Below are 15,556 nucleotides of genomic sequence, written 5' to 3'. Positions count from 1 at the left end.
GGGAAAGGAGGGCGCCGGGCGTGGCGGTGCAGGAGACGGGACTGGGCACGGATGTCGACGGGATGCACGGGGGCGGATGCACCTGCGGGGACTGTCCGCACGGCGCCCGTGAGGGGCACCGGCGGGCCGTCGCCGCGTTTCTGCGCCGGCGCGACGAGTTCGCGGCCGGGCAGGGACTGCCGGCGGCCGTGGCGCACTCGGCCTCGGCGTCCCGTCAGTGGGTGTCCGAGGAACTGACCCAGCGGGCGGAGGCCGTCGCCGAACGCGGCCGCGCGGAGGGTGCGGCAAGGCTCGCCCGGCTGTGGCGGCGCACGGTGTGCGCGGTGTGGGGCGCGGTCCTCGCGCTGCTGCTCGGCGAGGCGCTCACCGCCGTCGGCACGGGCTGGACCGGCGCGCGCACCGCGGCCCTGGCCGCTGCGCTCGTCGTCGCCGGCACGCTCAGCGCCGCCTCCTGGCTGCACCGGGCGCGTGGCGGGGTGCTGGCCCCGGTGATCGGCGAGGACAACCGGATGTCCACCTCCCGTACGGTGGCCGCCTGTTGGGTGCTGTTCGTCGGCTACGCCGTGCTGCTGCTGGCCGCCCGGCTGGCCGGCGCGTCCGGCCACGCCGAACGCGACGCGCTGATCTCGGGCCTCGACCTGGCGCGCGGTGCGGGCGTCGTGACCGTGCTCGCTGTGGTCTGCGGCATCGCCGTCCTGGTCCGGCGGGTGGTGAGCCTGCGGGTCCTCGCGCAGCGGCTGCAGAAGGTGCCGGCGCACCGGCCGCGTGCCGCCGACCTGCTCACCGACGACTCCGGCCGGGGCGCCTTCGCCGACATCCAGTACGTCGCCATCAGCGCCGTCGCCCTGCTGTTCGCCGCCGTACGCCTGGCCCGCCGCCCCGACCAACTGCCCGACCTGCCCTGGGGGCTGGGCGTGGTGGTGCTGATCTCGGCCGCGACCTACCTCGCCGGCAAGTACGCCGAGGGCGGCCGCCCGGTCGTCCTCTCCGTGGTCCGCGTCCGCGAACCCGGCGACCTGGACGGGCCGATCCGCACCGGTGACGACATCGAGATCCGCGGTGCCGGCTTCGTGCCACCCGGCGCCCAGGGCGCCGACCGGCTCTCCCGCATGGTGGTCCGCATCGGCACGGTCGATGTGCACGTGCCGCTGGTGCCCGTCGCGGGCGGCTTCAGCAACCCCACCGACACCGCTCTGACCGTGCCCGTTCCGGCCGATGTCGAGCCCGGAGCGGTGGAGGTGCAGGTGGTCACCGCGGCCGGGGTGGCCACCAACCGGTGCATCGTCCAGGTGACCGACTGAACCGTCCCGATGCCCGACCGAACCCTCCAGGTGACCGTCTGAAGGGCGCCGGCGCCCGGTGATCCCCGTACGCCGATCGCATCCGGCGCACCCTGCCCAGCCCCTCCTCGCGCCACGGGTCGCACGCGGACCCGAATTCCGGAAAAACGTCCGGGATGGGATTGAACTGCGCCCCCTGGTCGTACGTATGGTCAGGTGAGGGGTGGGTCGGCGGGCGAGAGGCGGTTGGCGATGATGACTCACGGTATGCGGAGCGACACGCACATGAACCGGCTCAACGGCCCGCGCGGCTGGCGCGACACCGCAGCCCAGTACGCCCTTCTGCCGCTCCGCGTCTTCCTCGGCGTCACCTTCGTCTACGCCGGCCTGGACAAGCTCACCGACAGCGCCTTCATGAAGTCCGGCGGTGCCGGGTCCATCGGCGACACCATGCGTGCCGCCCGCGACTCCGCGGCCATCCCGGCCCTGGTCGACCTGGCCCTGAAGGCCCCCGTGGGCTTCGGCTACGGCATCGCCCTCGGTGAACTGGCCGTCGGCATCGGCACCCTGCTCGGTCTGCTCGGCCGGCTGGCCGCGCTCGGCGGCGCGCTGATCTCGTTCAGCCTGTGGATGACGGTGAGCTGGGCGACGACTCCCTACTACTACGGCAACGACCTCGCCTACCTGATGGCCTGGCTCCCCCTGATCCTCGCCGGCGCCCCCTACCTCTCCGTCGACGCCGCCTGGCGAGCGCGACGCCGACAGCACTTGGGCGGCTACCGCTAGGCGCAAGGACGCCGCCCGGAACTGGGAACGGATCGTCTCGGTGGCGCGCGACCACGTCGGCGAAGGCACACCACTGCAGCTCAACGACATCGCCCGCCGGGCCCACCTCGGCGTCGGCACCGTCTGTCGCCACTTCCCCGCGGCCGAGGCACTCTTGGAAACCGTCGCCACCCCCACCATGGAAGCCTCACCGCCCAGGGCGAGCAGGCGCCGGCCGACGACGACCCCGGCCGCGCCCTGGCCGGCTCCCTGACCCGCACCGTCGAAGCGCAGGTCACCGACGCGTCCCTGGCCCCGGTCACCGCTGCGGCCACGGACACCCTGCCCCGCACCACCGAACCGAAGCGGACCCTGTCGTCGGTCGGCAGAGAGCTGCTGGAGCGGGCCCGCGACGCCGGAGTGGTACGCGCCGGCCTGACCGCCGCCGACCTGGTCCCGCTGATGTGCGGAGTCGCCCACGCCGCGAATGTCCACGGCGCCCCCGCAGCCCGTGTCGAAACCGCCCGCCGCTGTCCGGCCACGCTCCTGGAGGGCCTGTACGTCCGCCAGGGGCCGAACGCCGGCCAGGATCTGCCCGAACCGGGCCGGACCGCCTAGCCGCTCTCCGTGCCGCCCCGTCTGCGTATGCCCCGTGCCACCGTCGCCGTGGCACCGGCCAGGCACAGGCCGCCCACGATCAGCGGCACGACCGCGAACCACGGCGTCTCCCACAGCCCGCCCGCGTCTCCCGCGAAGACCACGCCGGTGGCGGTGAGGAAAAGCCCGGCGACCAGCCTCCCGGGCTGGAACTCATGACGCAGCACGACCGACCTCCACCTCTCCCAGGCCGACGCCGAGCTTGAGGTCCAGCGTGCCCGCGTCCTTGGCGCCCTCGGCCGGAGCCAGCGTCACGCTCTTGTGCCTGTCCGGCTGCACGTCCACGTCCTTCCCATTCCCGTTCTCCCCGGGCAACCGGATGTCGCCCGCTCCCACATCGATCTTCATCCGCACGGTCACGTCCGCCGGCACGATCACCTTCAGCTGTCCCGCACCCACGTGGGCGTCCGTGGCGACCGTCCTTCCCCTGCCCGGACGCACCCGGCTCAGGTCGAGGGTGCCGCGCCCGGTGCCGAGGTCGTACTCCGGCCGCACCTGCGCCGTTGCGGCGGGCGTCCAGGAGGTGTCCCTCCAGTGGGTGGTGATGTCCTTGGGCATGGCCGACGCCCCGGCGAGCAGAGCCGCCGTGACGATTCCCAGGAACACCGTCCCGGCTCCCGTACGCCCCAGGAACGCGCTGACCATGAGGCCCAGCCCGAACACCGCCAGCGCGCACGCCAGTCCGGTCTGCAGGCTGGTGCCCAGCGGATGCGTGTCCCAGGTCAGCCCGGTGCCCAGGCCGCCCGCCATCAGGGCGAGCAGGAACACCCAGCCGCCGATCCAGCGCGGCCCGCGCGGTCTCGGGGGCGCGGCGGGCCGCGGCCGTATGGAGCCGGGGTGGGTCCAGGGGGTGGCGATGCCGACGTCGATCACCGAGGTGAGGTCCCGGTCACGGCTGTCGCCGGGCCCCCACAGATATCCGGTGCCGCCGACGTGGGTGCCGTCCTTGACGATCGGATCCCGCCACCACGACGGGTAGATGGCGACGACCGGCGGCGCCTGGGCCTCCGGCGGGGCGTCGGCGGCGGCCTGCGCGGCCAGCGGGTCGGGATCGGGGGCGCCTCGGCGCCGCGACCAGTACCCGGTGCCCGCCAGCAGCAGGGAGAGCACCGCGGCGAAGGCCAGCACCCCGCCGTTTCTCAGCATGGTCAGGAAGACTCCGCAGCCGACCAGGGCGAACAGCACGGCGGCGAGTGCCTGGCCGTCGACCCGGCCGGTCAGCAGCTTGCGGACCTCGTTCTCCTCCTCGTCCTCGTACGGCACGAGGAGCCAGGCGAAGCCGTAGAAGATGAGGCCGATGCCACCGGTCGCGGACAGCACGGCCAGGGTGACGCGGAAGATCACCGGGTCCATGTCGGTGTGCCGGCCCAGGCCCGCGCACACGCCCGCGATCATCTTGTGCCGGCGGTCGCGCCGGAAACGCTCGGGGGCCTCGGCGGCCGGCTGGTCCTGGTCCTGCCGCTGTTCGTCGGCATGTGTGTCGGTGCCGGTGCCGGCCGCTCCCGTCTTCCCCGTCGCGGCGGGCGCGGCATCCGTCGGTCCGGTGCCCGGGGCCGGGCGCGGGCCGGGGCCGGGTCCCGGACCCGTCGCGGCGTGCTCGTGATCCGTCATGTGTCCATGGTGACCGCCCGGCCGCCGCCGCGGCAGTCGGGACGACCCTGGGCGAACCCTGAAATCGGCCCTGAGACGGTGCGGGGAACCGTTCGAGCGGCACCGGACCGCCCCGGTCCGGCGCTCCCCGACCCGGCTCCGCGGAAGATCAGGGGCGTCTCGGGGACCGACCCTGATGCCTGGCCCTGCCGGCCATGTGACCATCGTTGGCATGCCGGAAGCCGCAAGCCTGCCAGTCGACGACCCGCGGCCGCCGCGCAAGCTCTACCGCAGCAGCGACGGACGCTGGCTCGGCGGAGTGGCGCGGGGCCTCGCTGGGCATCTCGGGCTGCCCGTCATCTGGGTCCGGCTAGCCTTCGTCGGCCTGTTCATGGCCAACGGCCTCGGCGCGCTGCTGTACGCGGCGTTCTGGTTCTGGGTCCCGCTCGGCGTCGGCGGTGTCGGGGAGCAGAAACAGCCGCTCGTCGGCACCGCGACCACCCCGGACGGCCGCCGCAGACTCCTGGCCCGCAGACCCGAAAAGGGCCAGATCGTCGCGCTGCTGCTCATGGTCATCGTGTCCATGGTCTTCGTGGGCAGCGTCAATCTGGGCGGCGCGGCCAAGGCGTATCTGCTGCCCGCCGTCCTCGTCGCGGCCGGTGTCGCCCTCGTCTGGCGCCAGGCGGACAACGCCCGCCGGGCCCGCTGGGCCGAGGTCGGCCGCCGGCGCCGCACCCTCACCCTGCTGCGCGCGGCAGGCGGTGTCCTGCTCGTCACGGCCGGTGTCTCCGCCATCTTCGTGTTGCAGGGCTCGGCCGCCCATCTCGGCGCGGTCCTCCAGGCGGCCCTCGTCGTCCTGGTCGGCATCACGCTCCTCGCCGGCCCGTATCTGGTCCGCATGACCCAGGACCTGTCCGAGGAACGCCTGATGCGCATCCGCGCCCAGGAGCGCGCCGAGGTCGCCGCCCACGTCCACGACTCCGTGCTGCACACCCTGACCCTGATCCAGCGCAACGCCGACAACGGGAACGAGGTGCGCCGCCTGGCCCGCGCCCAGGAGCGCGACCTGCGCACCTGGCTGTACAAGCCGGAGGGCACCGGCAAGGACGAGGCCGACGAGCCGGACACGGTCGCCGAGGCGGTGCGGCGCAGCGCCGCCGAGGTGGAGGACAAGCACGGGGTGCCCATCGAGGTCGTCATCGTCGGTGACTGCCCGCTCGACGAGAGGACCGGCGCGCAGATGCAGGCCGCGCGCGAGGCGATGGTGAACGCCGCCAAGTACGGTGGCGAGGGCGGCGCCGTACAGGTCTATGCCGAAGTCGAGGGAAGGACGGTCTTCGTGTCCGTGCGTGACCGTGGCCCGGGCTTCGACCTCGACTCGATACCCGCCGACCGCATGGGCGTCAGAGAATCGATCATCGGCCGCATGGAGCGCAACGGCGGAACGGCCCGGCTGCGGCCGGTGCCGGGCGGCGGCACGGAGGTCGAGCTGGAGATGGAGAGGGCGGAGAAGACGTCATGAGTGACGCGACCGAGACGAACGGCACGGCGGGAGCCGCCGGGACGGCCGGTTCCGGGGCTGCCGGAGACGGCGGGCGGCACGTACGGGTGGTGCTCGTGGACGACCACCGGATGTTCCGCACCGGAGTCCAGGCCGAGATCGGGCAGACCGCCGAGACCGGGGTCGAGGTGGTCGGCGAGGCCGCGGACGTCGACCAGGCGGTCACGGTCATCACCGCGACCCGGCCCGAGGTGGTCCTCCTCGACGTCCATCTGCCGGGCGGCGGCGGTGTCGAAGTGCTGCGCCGGTGCGCGGCGTTGACCGCGGACACCGAGCGGCCCGTCCGCTTTCTCGCGCTGTCCGTGTCCGACGCGGCGGAGGACGTGATCGGCGTGATCCGCGGGGGTGCCCGCGGCTATGTCACCAAGACCATCACCGGCACCGACCTGGTGGACTCGATCTTCCGTGTCCAGGAGGGCGACGCCGTCTTCTCCCCGCGGCTGGCCGGGTTCGTCCTGGACGCCTTCGCCTCCACCGACGCTCCGCCCGTGGACGAGGACCTGGACCGCCTCACCCAGCGCGAACGCGAGGTGCTGCGCCTGATCGCCCGTGGCTACGCCTACAAGGAGATCGCCAAGCAGCTCTTCATCTCGGTGAAGACGGTCGAGTCCCATGTCTCGGCGGTCCTGCGCAAGCTCCAGCTGTCCAACCGCCACGAACTGACCCGCTGGGCGACGGCCCGCCGCCTGGTCTGACCCCTACGGGCCCCGCCCCTACACCACCCGGGTCGCCCCCGCGAACGGCATCAGATCGACCGAGGCCAGCCGGACCGGGGCCGACGGGTTCGGGGCGTGGATGATCTGCCCATTGCCGACGTAGATGCCGACATGGCTGACCCCGGAGTAGAAGAACACCAGGTCCCCGGGCTGGAGTTCGGAGCGGGAGACGCGCCGGCCCGCGTCGATCTGGGCGTAGGTGGTGCGGGGCAGGGAGATACCGGCGGCGCGGTAGGCGGCCTGGACCAGGCCCGAGCAGTCGAAGGCGTTCGGGCCGGTCGCGCCCCACACATAGGGGCTGCCGAGCTTGGCGTAGGCATAGGAAATGGCCGCCGCGGCACGGGCGTTCGGGGCCATGGCCGGCCCCGTCTGCTCCAGCCCCTGCCGGGTGTCCGACGCCGACCGGGAGGCACGACCCGGCGCGGCGCCGTCACCGGTCACCTCGGCCCGCTGCCGCGCGGTGAGCCCAGCCAGCAAGCGCCGGGCCTCGTCCAGCTTGGTGGTGATGGTCTTCTTCTGCCGTTTCAGCTGCGCCTGCCGTGACCGCAGTGAGGTCAGCTCGACGCGCGCGGCGCCCCGCAACTGCTCAATTTCCCGAAGCTGTTCGCGCACCTGCGACACGGCGGCGGCCTGCCGGTGGCCGACCCGCTCCGCGAACGCGGCGTCGTCCAGATACCGGTCGGGGTCGCCGGACAGAGCGAGCTGTACGGCCGGAGCGAAGCCGCCGTCGCGGTACTGCGCCGTCGCGAACGAACCGAGCGCGCCCCGGGCGGAGTTGAGACCGTCCTGCTTGCGGGCGGTCTCGTCCCGCAGCGCGTTCAGCCGCCGCTGCGCCGAGTCCGCCTCCTCCTTCGCGCCGTCGTACTTCTCGGTCGCCGCCTCGGCCTCCTGGTAGAGCAGGTCCACCTTGGCCTTCACCTGCGCCGGCGTCAGCTGTGGCCCGGCGTGTCCCGTCCCGTCGAACCCTGTCGCGGTGGCCGCGCCCGCCAGGGCGAGAGTGACGGCCGTCCGGGCCGTAGGCCCACCGGTCGCGCGTTGCCGGGGCTTGCGGTGCGCTGCCACCTGGACCGTCACGTCCTTCCGTACGTCACGTCCGGCGGCGGCCCGCACAGGGGAAACGGGCCGCCGCCGGACCTTTCTCGGCGGTGGTGGCCGACTGCCGCCCCTGGCCCGGGCGGCGGTGGGGAGCCGGTCACCTGGGGGAGGACGCTAGGCCCGCCTGTGACGAGCAGGTAACGGAGTGTACGGAACTGGCCCCGACAGACCGGGATGTGACCGTATGTGACCGTGCCGTCGTCCTGGAGTCGTCGTCTTCACACAGCGTGGTGACCGAAGCGCGCAAAGCGTGCCGGGCGGGAAGCGTGGGATGCTATGGGGCGCATATATGCGAGTCGCGGCGTAAGATCGTCGCGCTCTGTGCCGGGCCCGGTGACACGAGGCACGTGGGCCTCTGGTTAGGCTCCGGCCCCATGGACGTACTCATCCATCTCTTCGTCGGCCTGCACATCATCGGCATCGCCGCGCTGCTCGGCGGTTTCCTCACCCAGATGAAGGCGATGGGCCAGGGCACGGCCCGGTTCGTGCCCGGGATGCTGCACGGCGCGCTGACCATGCTGGTCACCGGCGTGGCCCTGGTCGGGCTCAACCAGGCCGACCACCACCACGTCAACACGTTCAAGATCGGCGTCAAGCTGGCGCTGCTGATCGTGATCCTCGGGCTGGTCTATGTGAAGCGCGACGAGGAGAAGATCGACAAGGGCGCGTTCGGGACGGTCGGCCTGCTGACCGCGGCGAACATCTTCATCGCCGTGCTGTGGACCTGACGGTCATCCGTCCCCGCCACCGGCAGATGCAGGCCCACCGCCAGGACGCCGGTCGCCAGCACGGCGGCCCCGGCTGCGGGAAGCCGGTCCGCCGACCACGCGCGCAGCCCTGAGATGCCGGGCATGCGTTGATGCCAGGGAGCCGAGGGATGCCTGCCCGGGAAGGGCACGCGCGCGTGGGGCGCAAAAACACCGGCACGCGCGCGTGGGCGTAGGAAAACGCAGCACGCGCGCGTGGAGCGTGAAAGGCCGGGACGTACCCCGGGCCCGGCGACGGTCAGCCCGGTCGGACCACGCTGTGGATGATCGATTCGCCGCCGTAGTAGATCGACTCCTCGCGGACGTACGCGCCCGGCTTCGGAGCGTGGATCATCATGCCGTTGCCTATGTAGATGCCGACGTGGCTGATGTCGTCGTAGAAGAAGACCAGGTCGCCCGGCCGCGCATTGGCCAGCGAGACCGTGGTGCCGGCGTTGACCTGGTCGTACGTGGTGCGCGGAAGCGTGACGCCGGCGGCCCTCCAGGCGGCCTGGCTGAGACCCGAGCAGTCGTAGGAGTCCGGCCCGGTGGCGCCCCACACATACGGCTTGCCGATCTGCGAACGGGCGAAGGCGATCGCCTTCTCGGCCTTCGTGTCGTACGAGCCGGACGTCGAGGAGCCGCCCGAGCCGGAGCCCGTCGACGAACCGGAACCAGAACCGGAACCAGAAGCAGACCCGGATCCGGATCCCGTGGACGAGGACGACGACGAGCCGGCCGCCTGCTGCTGCTCCGCCTGCTGCTTCGCCAGCTCGGCCGCCTTGCGCGCCGCCTCCTCCTGCTGCTTCCGCTCGATCTCGGCCAGCCGCGCCTTCTCCTGGGCCGTCAGCTGCGACAGCAGCTCGCGTGCGGAGGCGAGCTTCTTCTGGACGGTGGACTTGGCGGTCTGCAGGTCGTGCTGCGAACTGGTCAGAGTCTGCAGGCTCTCCGCGGCGTCCCGCCGTTCCTTCATGGTCGCGGCCTGCTCGCCTATGTAGGCGTCGACCGCGCTCTTCTCCCGCGAGGTCAGCCGGTTCATCAGCTGGCTCTCGTCGAAGTAGTCCTGCGGGTTGTCCGCGAGCAGGAAAGTGGCCGTGGGGGGTGCGGCCACGCCCGAGCGGTACTGGGCCGCGGCGAAGGAACCCAGTTCCTCGCGGGCCTTGTTGAGGCGGTCGGTGCGCCGCGCGACCTCGTTGCGGAGGGCGTCGACGCGCCCGCGCTGTTTGCCGGCGCGCTCCTTGGCCGCGTCGTACTTCTCGGTGGCCGACTCCGCCTGCCGGTAGAGGTCGTCGACCTTCTTCTCGACCTCCTCCATGCTCGGCTTGGTGTGATCGGTTCCCGGAGCGGCCTCGGCGGTCTGCGAGAGCACGGCCATGGAGGTGAGGGCGGCGGTGGCGAGAGCGGGGGTGCGGAGGCCCGCCCCGATGGTCCCGCCGGGGCGTGGCTTGCGATGCGACGCCAAGGGAGGCGCCTCCTTCCAGTGGGCCGCCTACCGGGTTAGCTGTCGGGTTCGGGCGGTGGTTCGGAAGGGTTGCCCTACGGCGTCGTCCCGGGCGGGAGTCGGCCGATTCACCCCGGGATCGGTGGGTCCCCGGCTCCGGGCGCCACGCGGGCACGCCGGACTCGGCGGAGGCCGTGCGGCCCGGCGAGGCTCGCCGGTAGGGGTCGTACGGCCCGGACGCACGCTAGCCAACTCGTGTGACTCCTGTGAAGGTTGGTGCGCGATATGTCCGATACATTTTCGTGACCTGACGCGAGTTTCGCAGCTGTGTCATGGGGTGGTTCCGCAGCGTAAGCGGAGGGCGGCCCTTCGGACGCGAGGACCGACCCTCCTCGAAACCCGGCCATGTTCCGGGGACGGCGACCGGTTGTCGGTGGGGCGCCCTAGACTCGGAGAGCGATGAGCAGCCTCTTTGACGACAGCTTCCTGGCGGACCTCCAGGCCCCTCGTGGGCGCGAGGAGGAGCACCCGCCACCGCCCGAGGACGATCACGCTCCGGAGCCGCTTCCGGACGATCTGTTCGGCGGGAAGTTCGACGTGCCGCCGGACCGGGACGCCTACTACCGCGACGGCGCCCCCCGTCCCGCGATCGACCCGGCGGCCCTCCTGGAGGGGCTGAACGAGAACCAGCGCGCCGCGGTCGTGCACGCCGGCTCCCCGCTGCTCATCGTCGCCGGCGCCGGCTCCGGCAAGACCCGTGTGCTCACCCACCGCATCGCCCACCTGCTCGCCGAGCGGAATGTTCACCCGGGCCAGATCCTCGCGATCACCTTCACCAACAAGGCCGCCGGCGAGATGAAGGAGCGCGTCGAGCACCTCGTCGGCCCGCGCGCGAACGCGATGTGGGTGATGACCTTCCACAGCGCGTGCGTGCGCATCCTGCGCCGGGAGAGCAAGAAGCTCGGCTTCACCTCGTCGTTCTCGATCTACGACGCCGCCGACAGCAAGCGCCTGATGGCCCTGGTCTGCCGGGACCTGGACCTCGACCCCAAGCGCTTCCCGCCGAAGTCGTTCAGCGCGAAGATCAGCAACCTGAAGAACGAGCTGATCGACGAGGAGGACTTCGCCGCCCAGGCCACCGACGGCTTCGAGAAGACCCTCGCCCAGGCCTACGCGCTCTACCAGTCGCGGCTGCGCGAGGCGAACGCACTCGACTTCGACGACCTGATCATGACGACGGTCAACCTGCTGCGTGCCTTCCCGGACGTCGCCGAGCACTACCGCCGCCGCTTCCGGCACGTCATGGTCGACGAGTACCAGGACACCAACCACGCCCAGTACGCCCTGGTCCGCGAGCTGGTCGGCACCGGCGCACGCGCCGACGAAGCCGGCACCCCGCCCGGTGAGTACGACATCCCGCCCGCCGAACTCTGTGTCGTCGGTGACGCGGACCAGTCGATCTACGCCTTCCGCGGCGCGACAATCCGCAACATCCTCCAGTTCGAGGAGGACTACCCGAACGCGACGACGATCCTGCTGGAGCAGAACTACCGCTCCACGCAGACCATCCTGTCCGCCGCCAATGCGGTCATCGAGCGCAACGAGTCGCGCCGCCCGAAGAACCTGTGGACCAACGCCGGCCAGGGCGCGCGGATCACCGGCTACGTCGCCGACACCGAGCACGACGAGGCCCAGTTCGTCGCCGACGAGATAGACCGCCTGGTCGACGCGGGCGAGGCCAAGGCGGGCGACGTCGCGGTCTTCTACCGCACCAACGCCCAGTCCCGTGTCTTCGAAGAGGTCTTCATCCGCGTCGGCCTGCCCTACAAGGTCGTCGGCGGCGTCCGCTTCTACGAGCGCAAGGAGGTCCGGGACGTCCTCGCCTACCTGCGCGTCCTCGCCAACCCCGAGGACTCCGTCCCGCTGCGCCGTATCCTCAACGTCCCCAAGCGGGGCATCGGCGAGCGTGCCGAGGCGATGGTCGACGCCCTCGCGCAGCGCGAGAAGATCAGCTTCCCGCAGGCGCTCAAGCGCGTGGACGAGGCCTACGGCATGGCGGCCCGCTCCACCAACGCCGTCAAGCGGTTCAACACGCTGATGGAGGACCTCCGTACGATCGTCGAGTCCGGCGCGGGACCGGCCACCGTCCTGGAGGCGGTGCTCGAACGCACCGGCTATCTGGCCGAGTTGCAGGCCTCCACCGACCCGCAGGACGAGACCCGCATCGAGAACCTCCAGGAACTGGCCGCCGTGGCCCTGGAGTTCGAGCAGGAGCGCGAGGAGGGAGAGGCCGGCACGCTGGCCGACTTCCTGGAGAAGGTCGCGCTGGTCGCCGACTCCGACCAGATCCCCGACGAGGACGAGGACGGCTCCGGCGTCATCACCCTGATGACCCTGCACACCGCCAAGGGCCTGGAGTTCCCGGTCGTCTTCCTGACCGGCATGGAGGACGGCGTCTTCCCGCACATGCGTGCCCTCGGCCAGACCAAGGAACTGGAGGAGGAGCGGCGCCTGGCGTACGTCGGCATCACGCGCGCGCGAGAGCGGCTCTACCTCACACGCTCGGCGATGCGCAGCGCCTGGGGCCAGCCGTCGTACAACCCGCCCTCCCGCTTCCTGGAGGAGATCCCGCCCGTCCATGTGGAGTGGAAGCGGACGGGAGCGACGGCGCCGGTGTCCTCCGGACCGGCCTCCGGGATCGCTGCCTCGCTGTCCTCGACCCGCTCGCGCTCCTCGGCGTCGGGCGCGTCCGGGTTCGCCACGCGGCGCACGGCGGAGAAGCCGGTGGTCGCGCTGGCCGTCGGGGACCGGGTCACCCACGACCAGTTCGGGCTCGGCACGGTCGTCGCGGTGAAGGGCACGGGAGCGAACGCGGAGGCGACGGTCGACTTCGGCGACACCAAGCCGAAGCGCCTGCTGCTGCGGTACGCGCCGGTCGAGAAGCTGTAAGGCAGAGGGCCCTCGCCGTCGGCAAGGGCCCTCTGATGCTCAGGTCGGATCGAGTCCGTGGCTCCGCAGCCACGGCAGCGGGTCTATCGCCGCCCCGCCCGCGGGGCGCACCTCGAAATGGAGGTGCGGGCCTGTGGAGTTGCCCGAATTGCCCGAGAAGGCGATCGGCTGGCCGGCCTTGACGCTCGTACCGGAGGAGACCTGGTAGCTGGACAGATGGCAGTACCAGGTCTCCGTGCCGTCCTTCTCCGTCACGATCATCATGTTGCCGTAGGCGCTGTTCCACTTGGTGGAGACGACGCCGTCGGTCGCGGCCATCACCGTGGTGCCGTAGGAGACCGGGAAGTCGATGCCCGTGTGCACGGACATCCAGTTCACGCCCGCCTGGCCGAAGTAGGCGCTGAGCCCCTTCTGCGTGACCGGCAGCACGAACTTCGGGCGCATCCGCTCCTTGAGTGCGGCCGCCGCGGCCGCCTTCTTCTTCTCCTGCGCCTGCTGGTTCTTGAGGTCGAGCCGCTCCTGCGTGCGGCTCGCCCGGTCGGCGAAGTTCTCGGCGCCGGCGGACAGGGTCGTGAGCTGGGAGTCCAGCTTGCTGTTGGCGGCGGACGGCTTGACCGCTTGCGCGTCCGAGGCGGAGGCGGTGGTGTCCTTGCTGTCGTCGGTCAGAGCGCCGACCGAGGCGGCGGCGATGCCGGCGACCCCCATCACACAGGCCGAGGGCACGGCGACGGTCAGCAGCGCGGAGCGCTTGGCGGGCGTACGACGGCGGGAACGCGCGGCACCGCGCGAGCCGGCGCGGCCCGCCGGAGCCGGAGCGGCCTCTTCCTGGTCGTCCAGCAGATCGGTCGCGGCGGGCAGTAGGCCCGTGGCACCCGACTCGTCGTCCCCGGACGGCTGTTCACCGAAGACGCTGTCCTCGTACGACGTCCCGTCCGCGTACAGCGCATGGTCCTCGTACGGCACCTGCTGCTCGTACGGCACCTGCGCGAAGGCGCCGGTGGGGTACTGGCCGAACGGTTCGGCAGCCTGCGCGGGCACGGCCTGGCCACCCGAGTTCCACTGCGTGGCGTCGTACGTGCCCGACTCGAAGGTCTGGGTGCCCCACTCCCACTGCTGGGTCGGCTCGGCGACACCGGACTGGTCGGGCTGCAGCCACGCGGTCGCGTCCCACTGGCCGCTGATGTCATTGCCCGTCGCCTGGGCGGGGACCGTCCAGGCGGTCGTGTCGTGGACGCCGGAGCCGTAGGTGGCATGGTGGGCCGCGTACGGGTCGTAGTGCGGGGTCGGGCCGGTCTGCCACTGCGTGGTGTCGTACACGCCGGTGTCCTGCTGGCCGGGCAGGCTGCCGAAGAGCGGATCGGTGGAGAAAGAGCCGGTGCTGTCCGGAAAACCGGTGGTGCCGTAGCCGCCGTATGTGGTGAGGTCACCGTAGGGGGCTTCATGGCTTCCGTACGGCGCGTAGTGCGCGGCGGAGGCGTCGGAAGCCCGGGCCGGGGTCGTCATGATCCCCGACGGGTGACGGTCGTTCACCAACTTCTCTTTCGCCTCGACAACAGGGGCTGCCAGAGCAGTGCGGCGACTGTACCCGCCGGTACCTGGGCGCGACAATCTTCAGCTGGTTTCGCGTTGAGGGGAAACGGGCATTCGGCGGTGTTTCGGGGGTGCCGGACACGAGTTTGGCCGAGAGTTCGATTGGCGTTCGATGTGTGACGGCTGTTCGTCACCTGTACGTCACGCTACCGTCAGACCGCCGGCCGTCCGATCCCCGTGGCGCGCGGCGTCGAGAGCCTCGCGTATCCCGGCCGCCACCGCGGGGTGGACGGGCAGGGCGAGATGTCCGATGCCGGTGACCCGCACGTTCTGCGCGTCGAGATCGGGGTGCTCCAGGCAGGCCGTCTCCAGCGGCACCATCACGGCGTCCAGGTCGCTCCAGAAGCTGACGAACCGCGTACGACAGCCGGGCGCGGGCCGGTTCAGCTCCTCGATCACCCCCGAACCGGGCCGCATCTGGCGCACGATCGGATGGGCGTTGGCCAGCGGTGCCGCGCTGGTACCGGAGTGCGGCGTACCCAGCGTGACGAGCGTGCGCACCCGCAGGTCGCCGCCCTGGCGCTGCACGTAATAGCGGGCGATCAGCCCGCCGAGGCTGTGCCCCACGATGTCGACCCGGTCGCTGCCGGTGCGCTCGCAGATCTCCTCGATGTGCCGGCCGAGCAACTCGGCGGCGGCGCGGATGTCGCAGGTCAGCGGGGAGTAGTTGAGCGATATGACGCGCTGCCCGCCGTGCTGGGCGAGGTTGCGGCGCAGTAACACGAACACCGAACGGTTGTCGATGAAACCGTGCAGCAGCACCACCGGCGGGCCGGAGCGGACCGGCAGCTGGGCGGTGCCGCCCTGGGGGGCCGGCGCGAGGGAGTGGCGCTCCTGGGTGAGTCCGGTCGGATACAGCAGGAGATGGCCGGCCAGGATCGCGGCTTCGAGGGCGGTCGCCTTCAGCAGCGCAACGGACAGTCCGGTCAGTCTGCCGGGCCACAGCCGACGGCAGAACGGGAGGAAGAGCGGCAGTACCCCGGTGACCTTCATGGCCGACCTCCAGTCGGCACACCCGAGGACGGCTCGATCCCCCGTGTGCCCTCATGTCCCATCATGTGATTTCCCCCTCGCTGCGCACCGTAAAACTGCCGGTTGCGGGATGCTGGAGATAACGTTCGTTCACTTCGCGGCGGTGGCGGGACGCGCCAAAAGTGCGGTACTTG

At 71.5% G+C, this 15,556-nt stretch carries 14 protein-coding genes and 1 riboswitch; of the genes, 8 read left to right on the top strand and 6 right to left on the bottom strand.

What is annotated here, in order from left to right; all coding sequences use genetic code 11:
• Nucleotides 1–20: 20 nt before the first annotated feature.
• The 4 genes from AV521_RS13580 (at nucleotide 21) to AV521_RS52655 (ending at nucleotide 2,663) form a co-directional block, all read left to right on the top strand.
• Entirely contained in the window at nucleotides 21–1,301 is a 1,281-nt protein-coding gene (locus AV521_RS13580; protein WP_076087927.1) for a hypothetical protein, read from the top strand.
• A 234-nt stretch (nucleotides 1,302–1,535) separates the two neighbouring features.
• Nucleotides 1,536–2,066 carry a DoxX family membrane protein gene (locus AV521_RS13575; protein ID WP_076088061.1) on the top strand — a complete coding sequence of 177 codons (531 nt, stop codon included), beginning with the start codon at nucleotides 1,536–1,538 and terminating at the stop codon, nucleotides 2,064–2,066.
• Between the two features lie 40 nt (nucleotides 2,067–2,106).
• Nucleotides 2,107–2,319: a TetR family transcriptional regulator gene (locus tag AV521_RS50720; RefSeq protein WP_256725538.1), complete on the top strand. Its 213-nt coding sequence runs from the start codon at nucleotides 2,107–2,109 to the stop codon at nucleotides 2,317–2,319.
• Complete coding sequence (locus AV521_RS52655; RefSeq protein ID WP_371917034.1) at nucleotides 2,304–2,663, top strand: hypothetical protein; 360 nt, start codon at nucleotides 2,304–2,306, stop codon at nucleotides 2,661–2,663. The genes AV521_RS50720 and AV521_RS52655 overlap by 16 nt, the downstream gene beginning before the upstream one ends.
• Here the strand turns inward: AV521_RS52655 and AV521_RS13565 are convergent.
• Together AV521_RS13565 and AV521_RS13560 are read right to left on the bottom strand one after the other, a co-directional pair.
• Nucleotides 2,660–2,869, bottom strand: coding sequence for a hypothetical protein (locus AV521_RS13565; protein WP_023547305.1), 210 nt, complete (start codon nucleotides 2,867–2,869; stop codon nucleotides 2,660–2,662). The two genes, AV521_RS52655 and AV521_RS13565, sit on opposite strands and share 4 nt — an antisense overlap.
• On the bottom strand, nucleotides 2,856–4,313 hold the full coding sequence (locus AV521_RS13560; protein ID WP_076087925.1) for a PspC domain-containing protein: 1,458 nt from the start codon (nucleotides 4,311–4,313) through the stop codon (nucleotides 2,856–2,858). Before AV521_RS13560 ends, AV521_RS13565 begins: the two co-directional genes overlap by 14 nt.
• 175 nt (nucleotides 4,314–4,488) lie before the next feature.
• Here AV521_RS13560 and AV521_RS13555 point away from each other — a divergent pair, with 175 nt between their 5' ends.
• Both AV521_RS13555 and AV521_RS13550 read left to right on the top strand, forming a co-directional pair.
• The gene (locus AV521_RS13555) at nucleotides 4,489–5,814 is read left to right on the top strand and encodes an ATP-binding protein (protein ID WP_076087923.1); all 1,326 of its coding nucleotides are present in this window, start codon (nucleotides 4,489–4,491) and stop codon (nucleotides 5,812–5,814) included.
• The gene (locus tag AV521_RS13550; RefSeq protein WP_076087921.1) at nucleotides 5,811–6,548 is read left to right on the top strand and encodes a response regulator transcription factor; all 738 of its coding nucleotides are present in this window, start codon (nucleotides 5,811–5,813) and stop codon (nucleotides 6,546–6,548) included. Before AV521_RS13555 ends, AV521_RS13550 begins: the two co-directional genes overlap by 4 nt.
• An 18-nt stretch (nucleotides 6,549–6,566) precedes the next feature.
• Here AV521_RS13550 and AV521_RS13545 read toward each other — a convergent pair whose 3' ends face one another.
• Nucleotides 6,567–7,631, bottom strand: coding sequence for a C40 family peptidase (locus AV521_RS13545; RefSeq protein ID WP_107480908.1), 1,065 nt, complete (start codon nucleotides 7,629–7,631; stop codon nucleotides 6,567–6,569).
• Nucleotides 7,632–8,038: 407 nt separating this feature from the next.
• Here AV521_RS13545 and AV521_RS13540 point away from each other — a divergent pair, with 407 nt between their 5' ends.
• The gene (locus tag AV521_RS13540; protein WP_076087917.1) at nucleotides 8,039–8,392 is read left to right on the top strand and encodes a hypothetical protein; all 354 of its coding nucleotides are present in this window, start codon (nucleotides 8,039–8,041) and stop codon (nucleotides 8,390–8,392) included.
• Nucleotides 8,393–8,669: 277 nt separating this feature from the next.
• Here the strand turns inward: AV521_RS13540 and AV521_RS13535 are convergent, their stop codons facing one another.
• Nucleotides 8,670–9,872: a C40 family peptidase gene (locus AV521_RS13535; protein WP_076087915.1), complete on the bottom strand. Its 1,203-nt coding sequence runs from the start codon at nucleotides 9,870–9,872 to the stop codon at nucleotides 8,670–8,672.
• 7 nt (nucleotides 9,873–9,879) lie between these two features.
• Nucleotides 9,880–10,049, bottom strand: a riboswitch (cyclic di-AMP (ydaO/yuaA leader).
• A gap of 261 nt (nucleotides 10,050–10,310) precedes the next feature.
• Here AV521_RS13535 and pcrA point away from each other — a divergent pair.
• Complete coding sequence (gene pcrA, locus AV521_RS13530; protein ID WP_076087913.1) at nucleotides 10,311–12,800, top strand: DNA helicase PcrA; 2,490 nt, start codon at nucleotides 10,311–10,313, stop codon at nucleotides 12,798–12,800.
• A gap of 39 nt (nucleotides 12,801–12,839) precedes the next feature.
• On the opposite strand, the gene AV521_RS13525 is transcribed toward pcrA, so the two are convergent.
• Together AV521_RS13525 and AV521_RS13520 are read right to left on the bottom strand one after the other, a co-directional pair.
• On the bottom strand, nucleotides 12,840–14,330 hold the full coding sequence (locus tag AV521_RS13525; RefSeq protein ID WP_076087911.1) for a M23 family metallopeptidase: 1,491 nt from the start codon (nucleotides 14,328–14,330) through the stop codon (nucleotides 12,840–12,842).
• A gap of 201 nt (nucleotides 14,331–14,531) precedes the next feature.
• Nucleotides 14,532–15,383 (bottom strand): alpha/beta fold hydrolase, encoded by an 852-nt coding sequence (locus AV521_RS13520; RefSeq protein WP_076087910.1) that lies wholly within the window; start codon nucleotides 15,381–15,383, stop codon nucleotides 14,532–14,534.
• Between the last annotated feature and the right edge of the window lie 173 nt (nucleotides 15,384–15,556).

Source organism: Streptomyces sp. IMTB 2501 (assembly GCF_001953885.1).
In the GTDB taxonomy this organism is placed as follows: Bacteria; Actinomycetota; Actinomycetes; order Streptomycetales; family Streptomycetaceae; genus Streptomyces.
Note: the sequence above shows the minus strand (reverse complement) of the source record. Positions and strands in the feature narration are given on the sequence as shown.

Coding starts and splice junctions, on each gene's coding strand:
- AV521_RS13575 (WP_076088061.1), top strand. CDS start 1,536: ATGACTCACGGTATGCGGAGCGACACGCACATGAACCGGCTCAACGGC.
- pcrA (WP_076087913.1), top strand. CDS start 10,311: ATGAGCAGCCTCTTTGACGACAGCTTCCTGGCGGACCTCCAGGCCCCT.
- AV521_RS13520 (WP_076087910.1), bottom strand. CDS start 15,383: ATGAAGGTCACCGGGGTACTGCCGCTCTTCCTCCCGTTCTGCCGTCGG.
- AV521_RS13555 (WP_076087923.1), top strand. CDS start 4,489: ATGCCTGGCCCTGCCGGCCATGTGACCATCGTTGGCATGCCGGAAGCC.
- AV521_RS13550 (WP_076087921.1), top strand. CDS start 5,811: ATGAGTGACGCGACCGAGACGAACGGCACGGCGGGAGCCGCCGGGACG.
- AV521_RS13540 (WP_076087917.1), top strand. CDS start 8,039: ATGGACGTACTCATCCATCTCTTCGTCGGCCTGCACATCATCGGCATC.
- AV521_RS13560 (WP_076087925.1), bottom strand. CDS start 4,313: ATGACGGATCACGAGCACGCCGCGACGGGTCCGGGACCCGGCCCCGGC.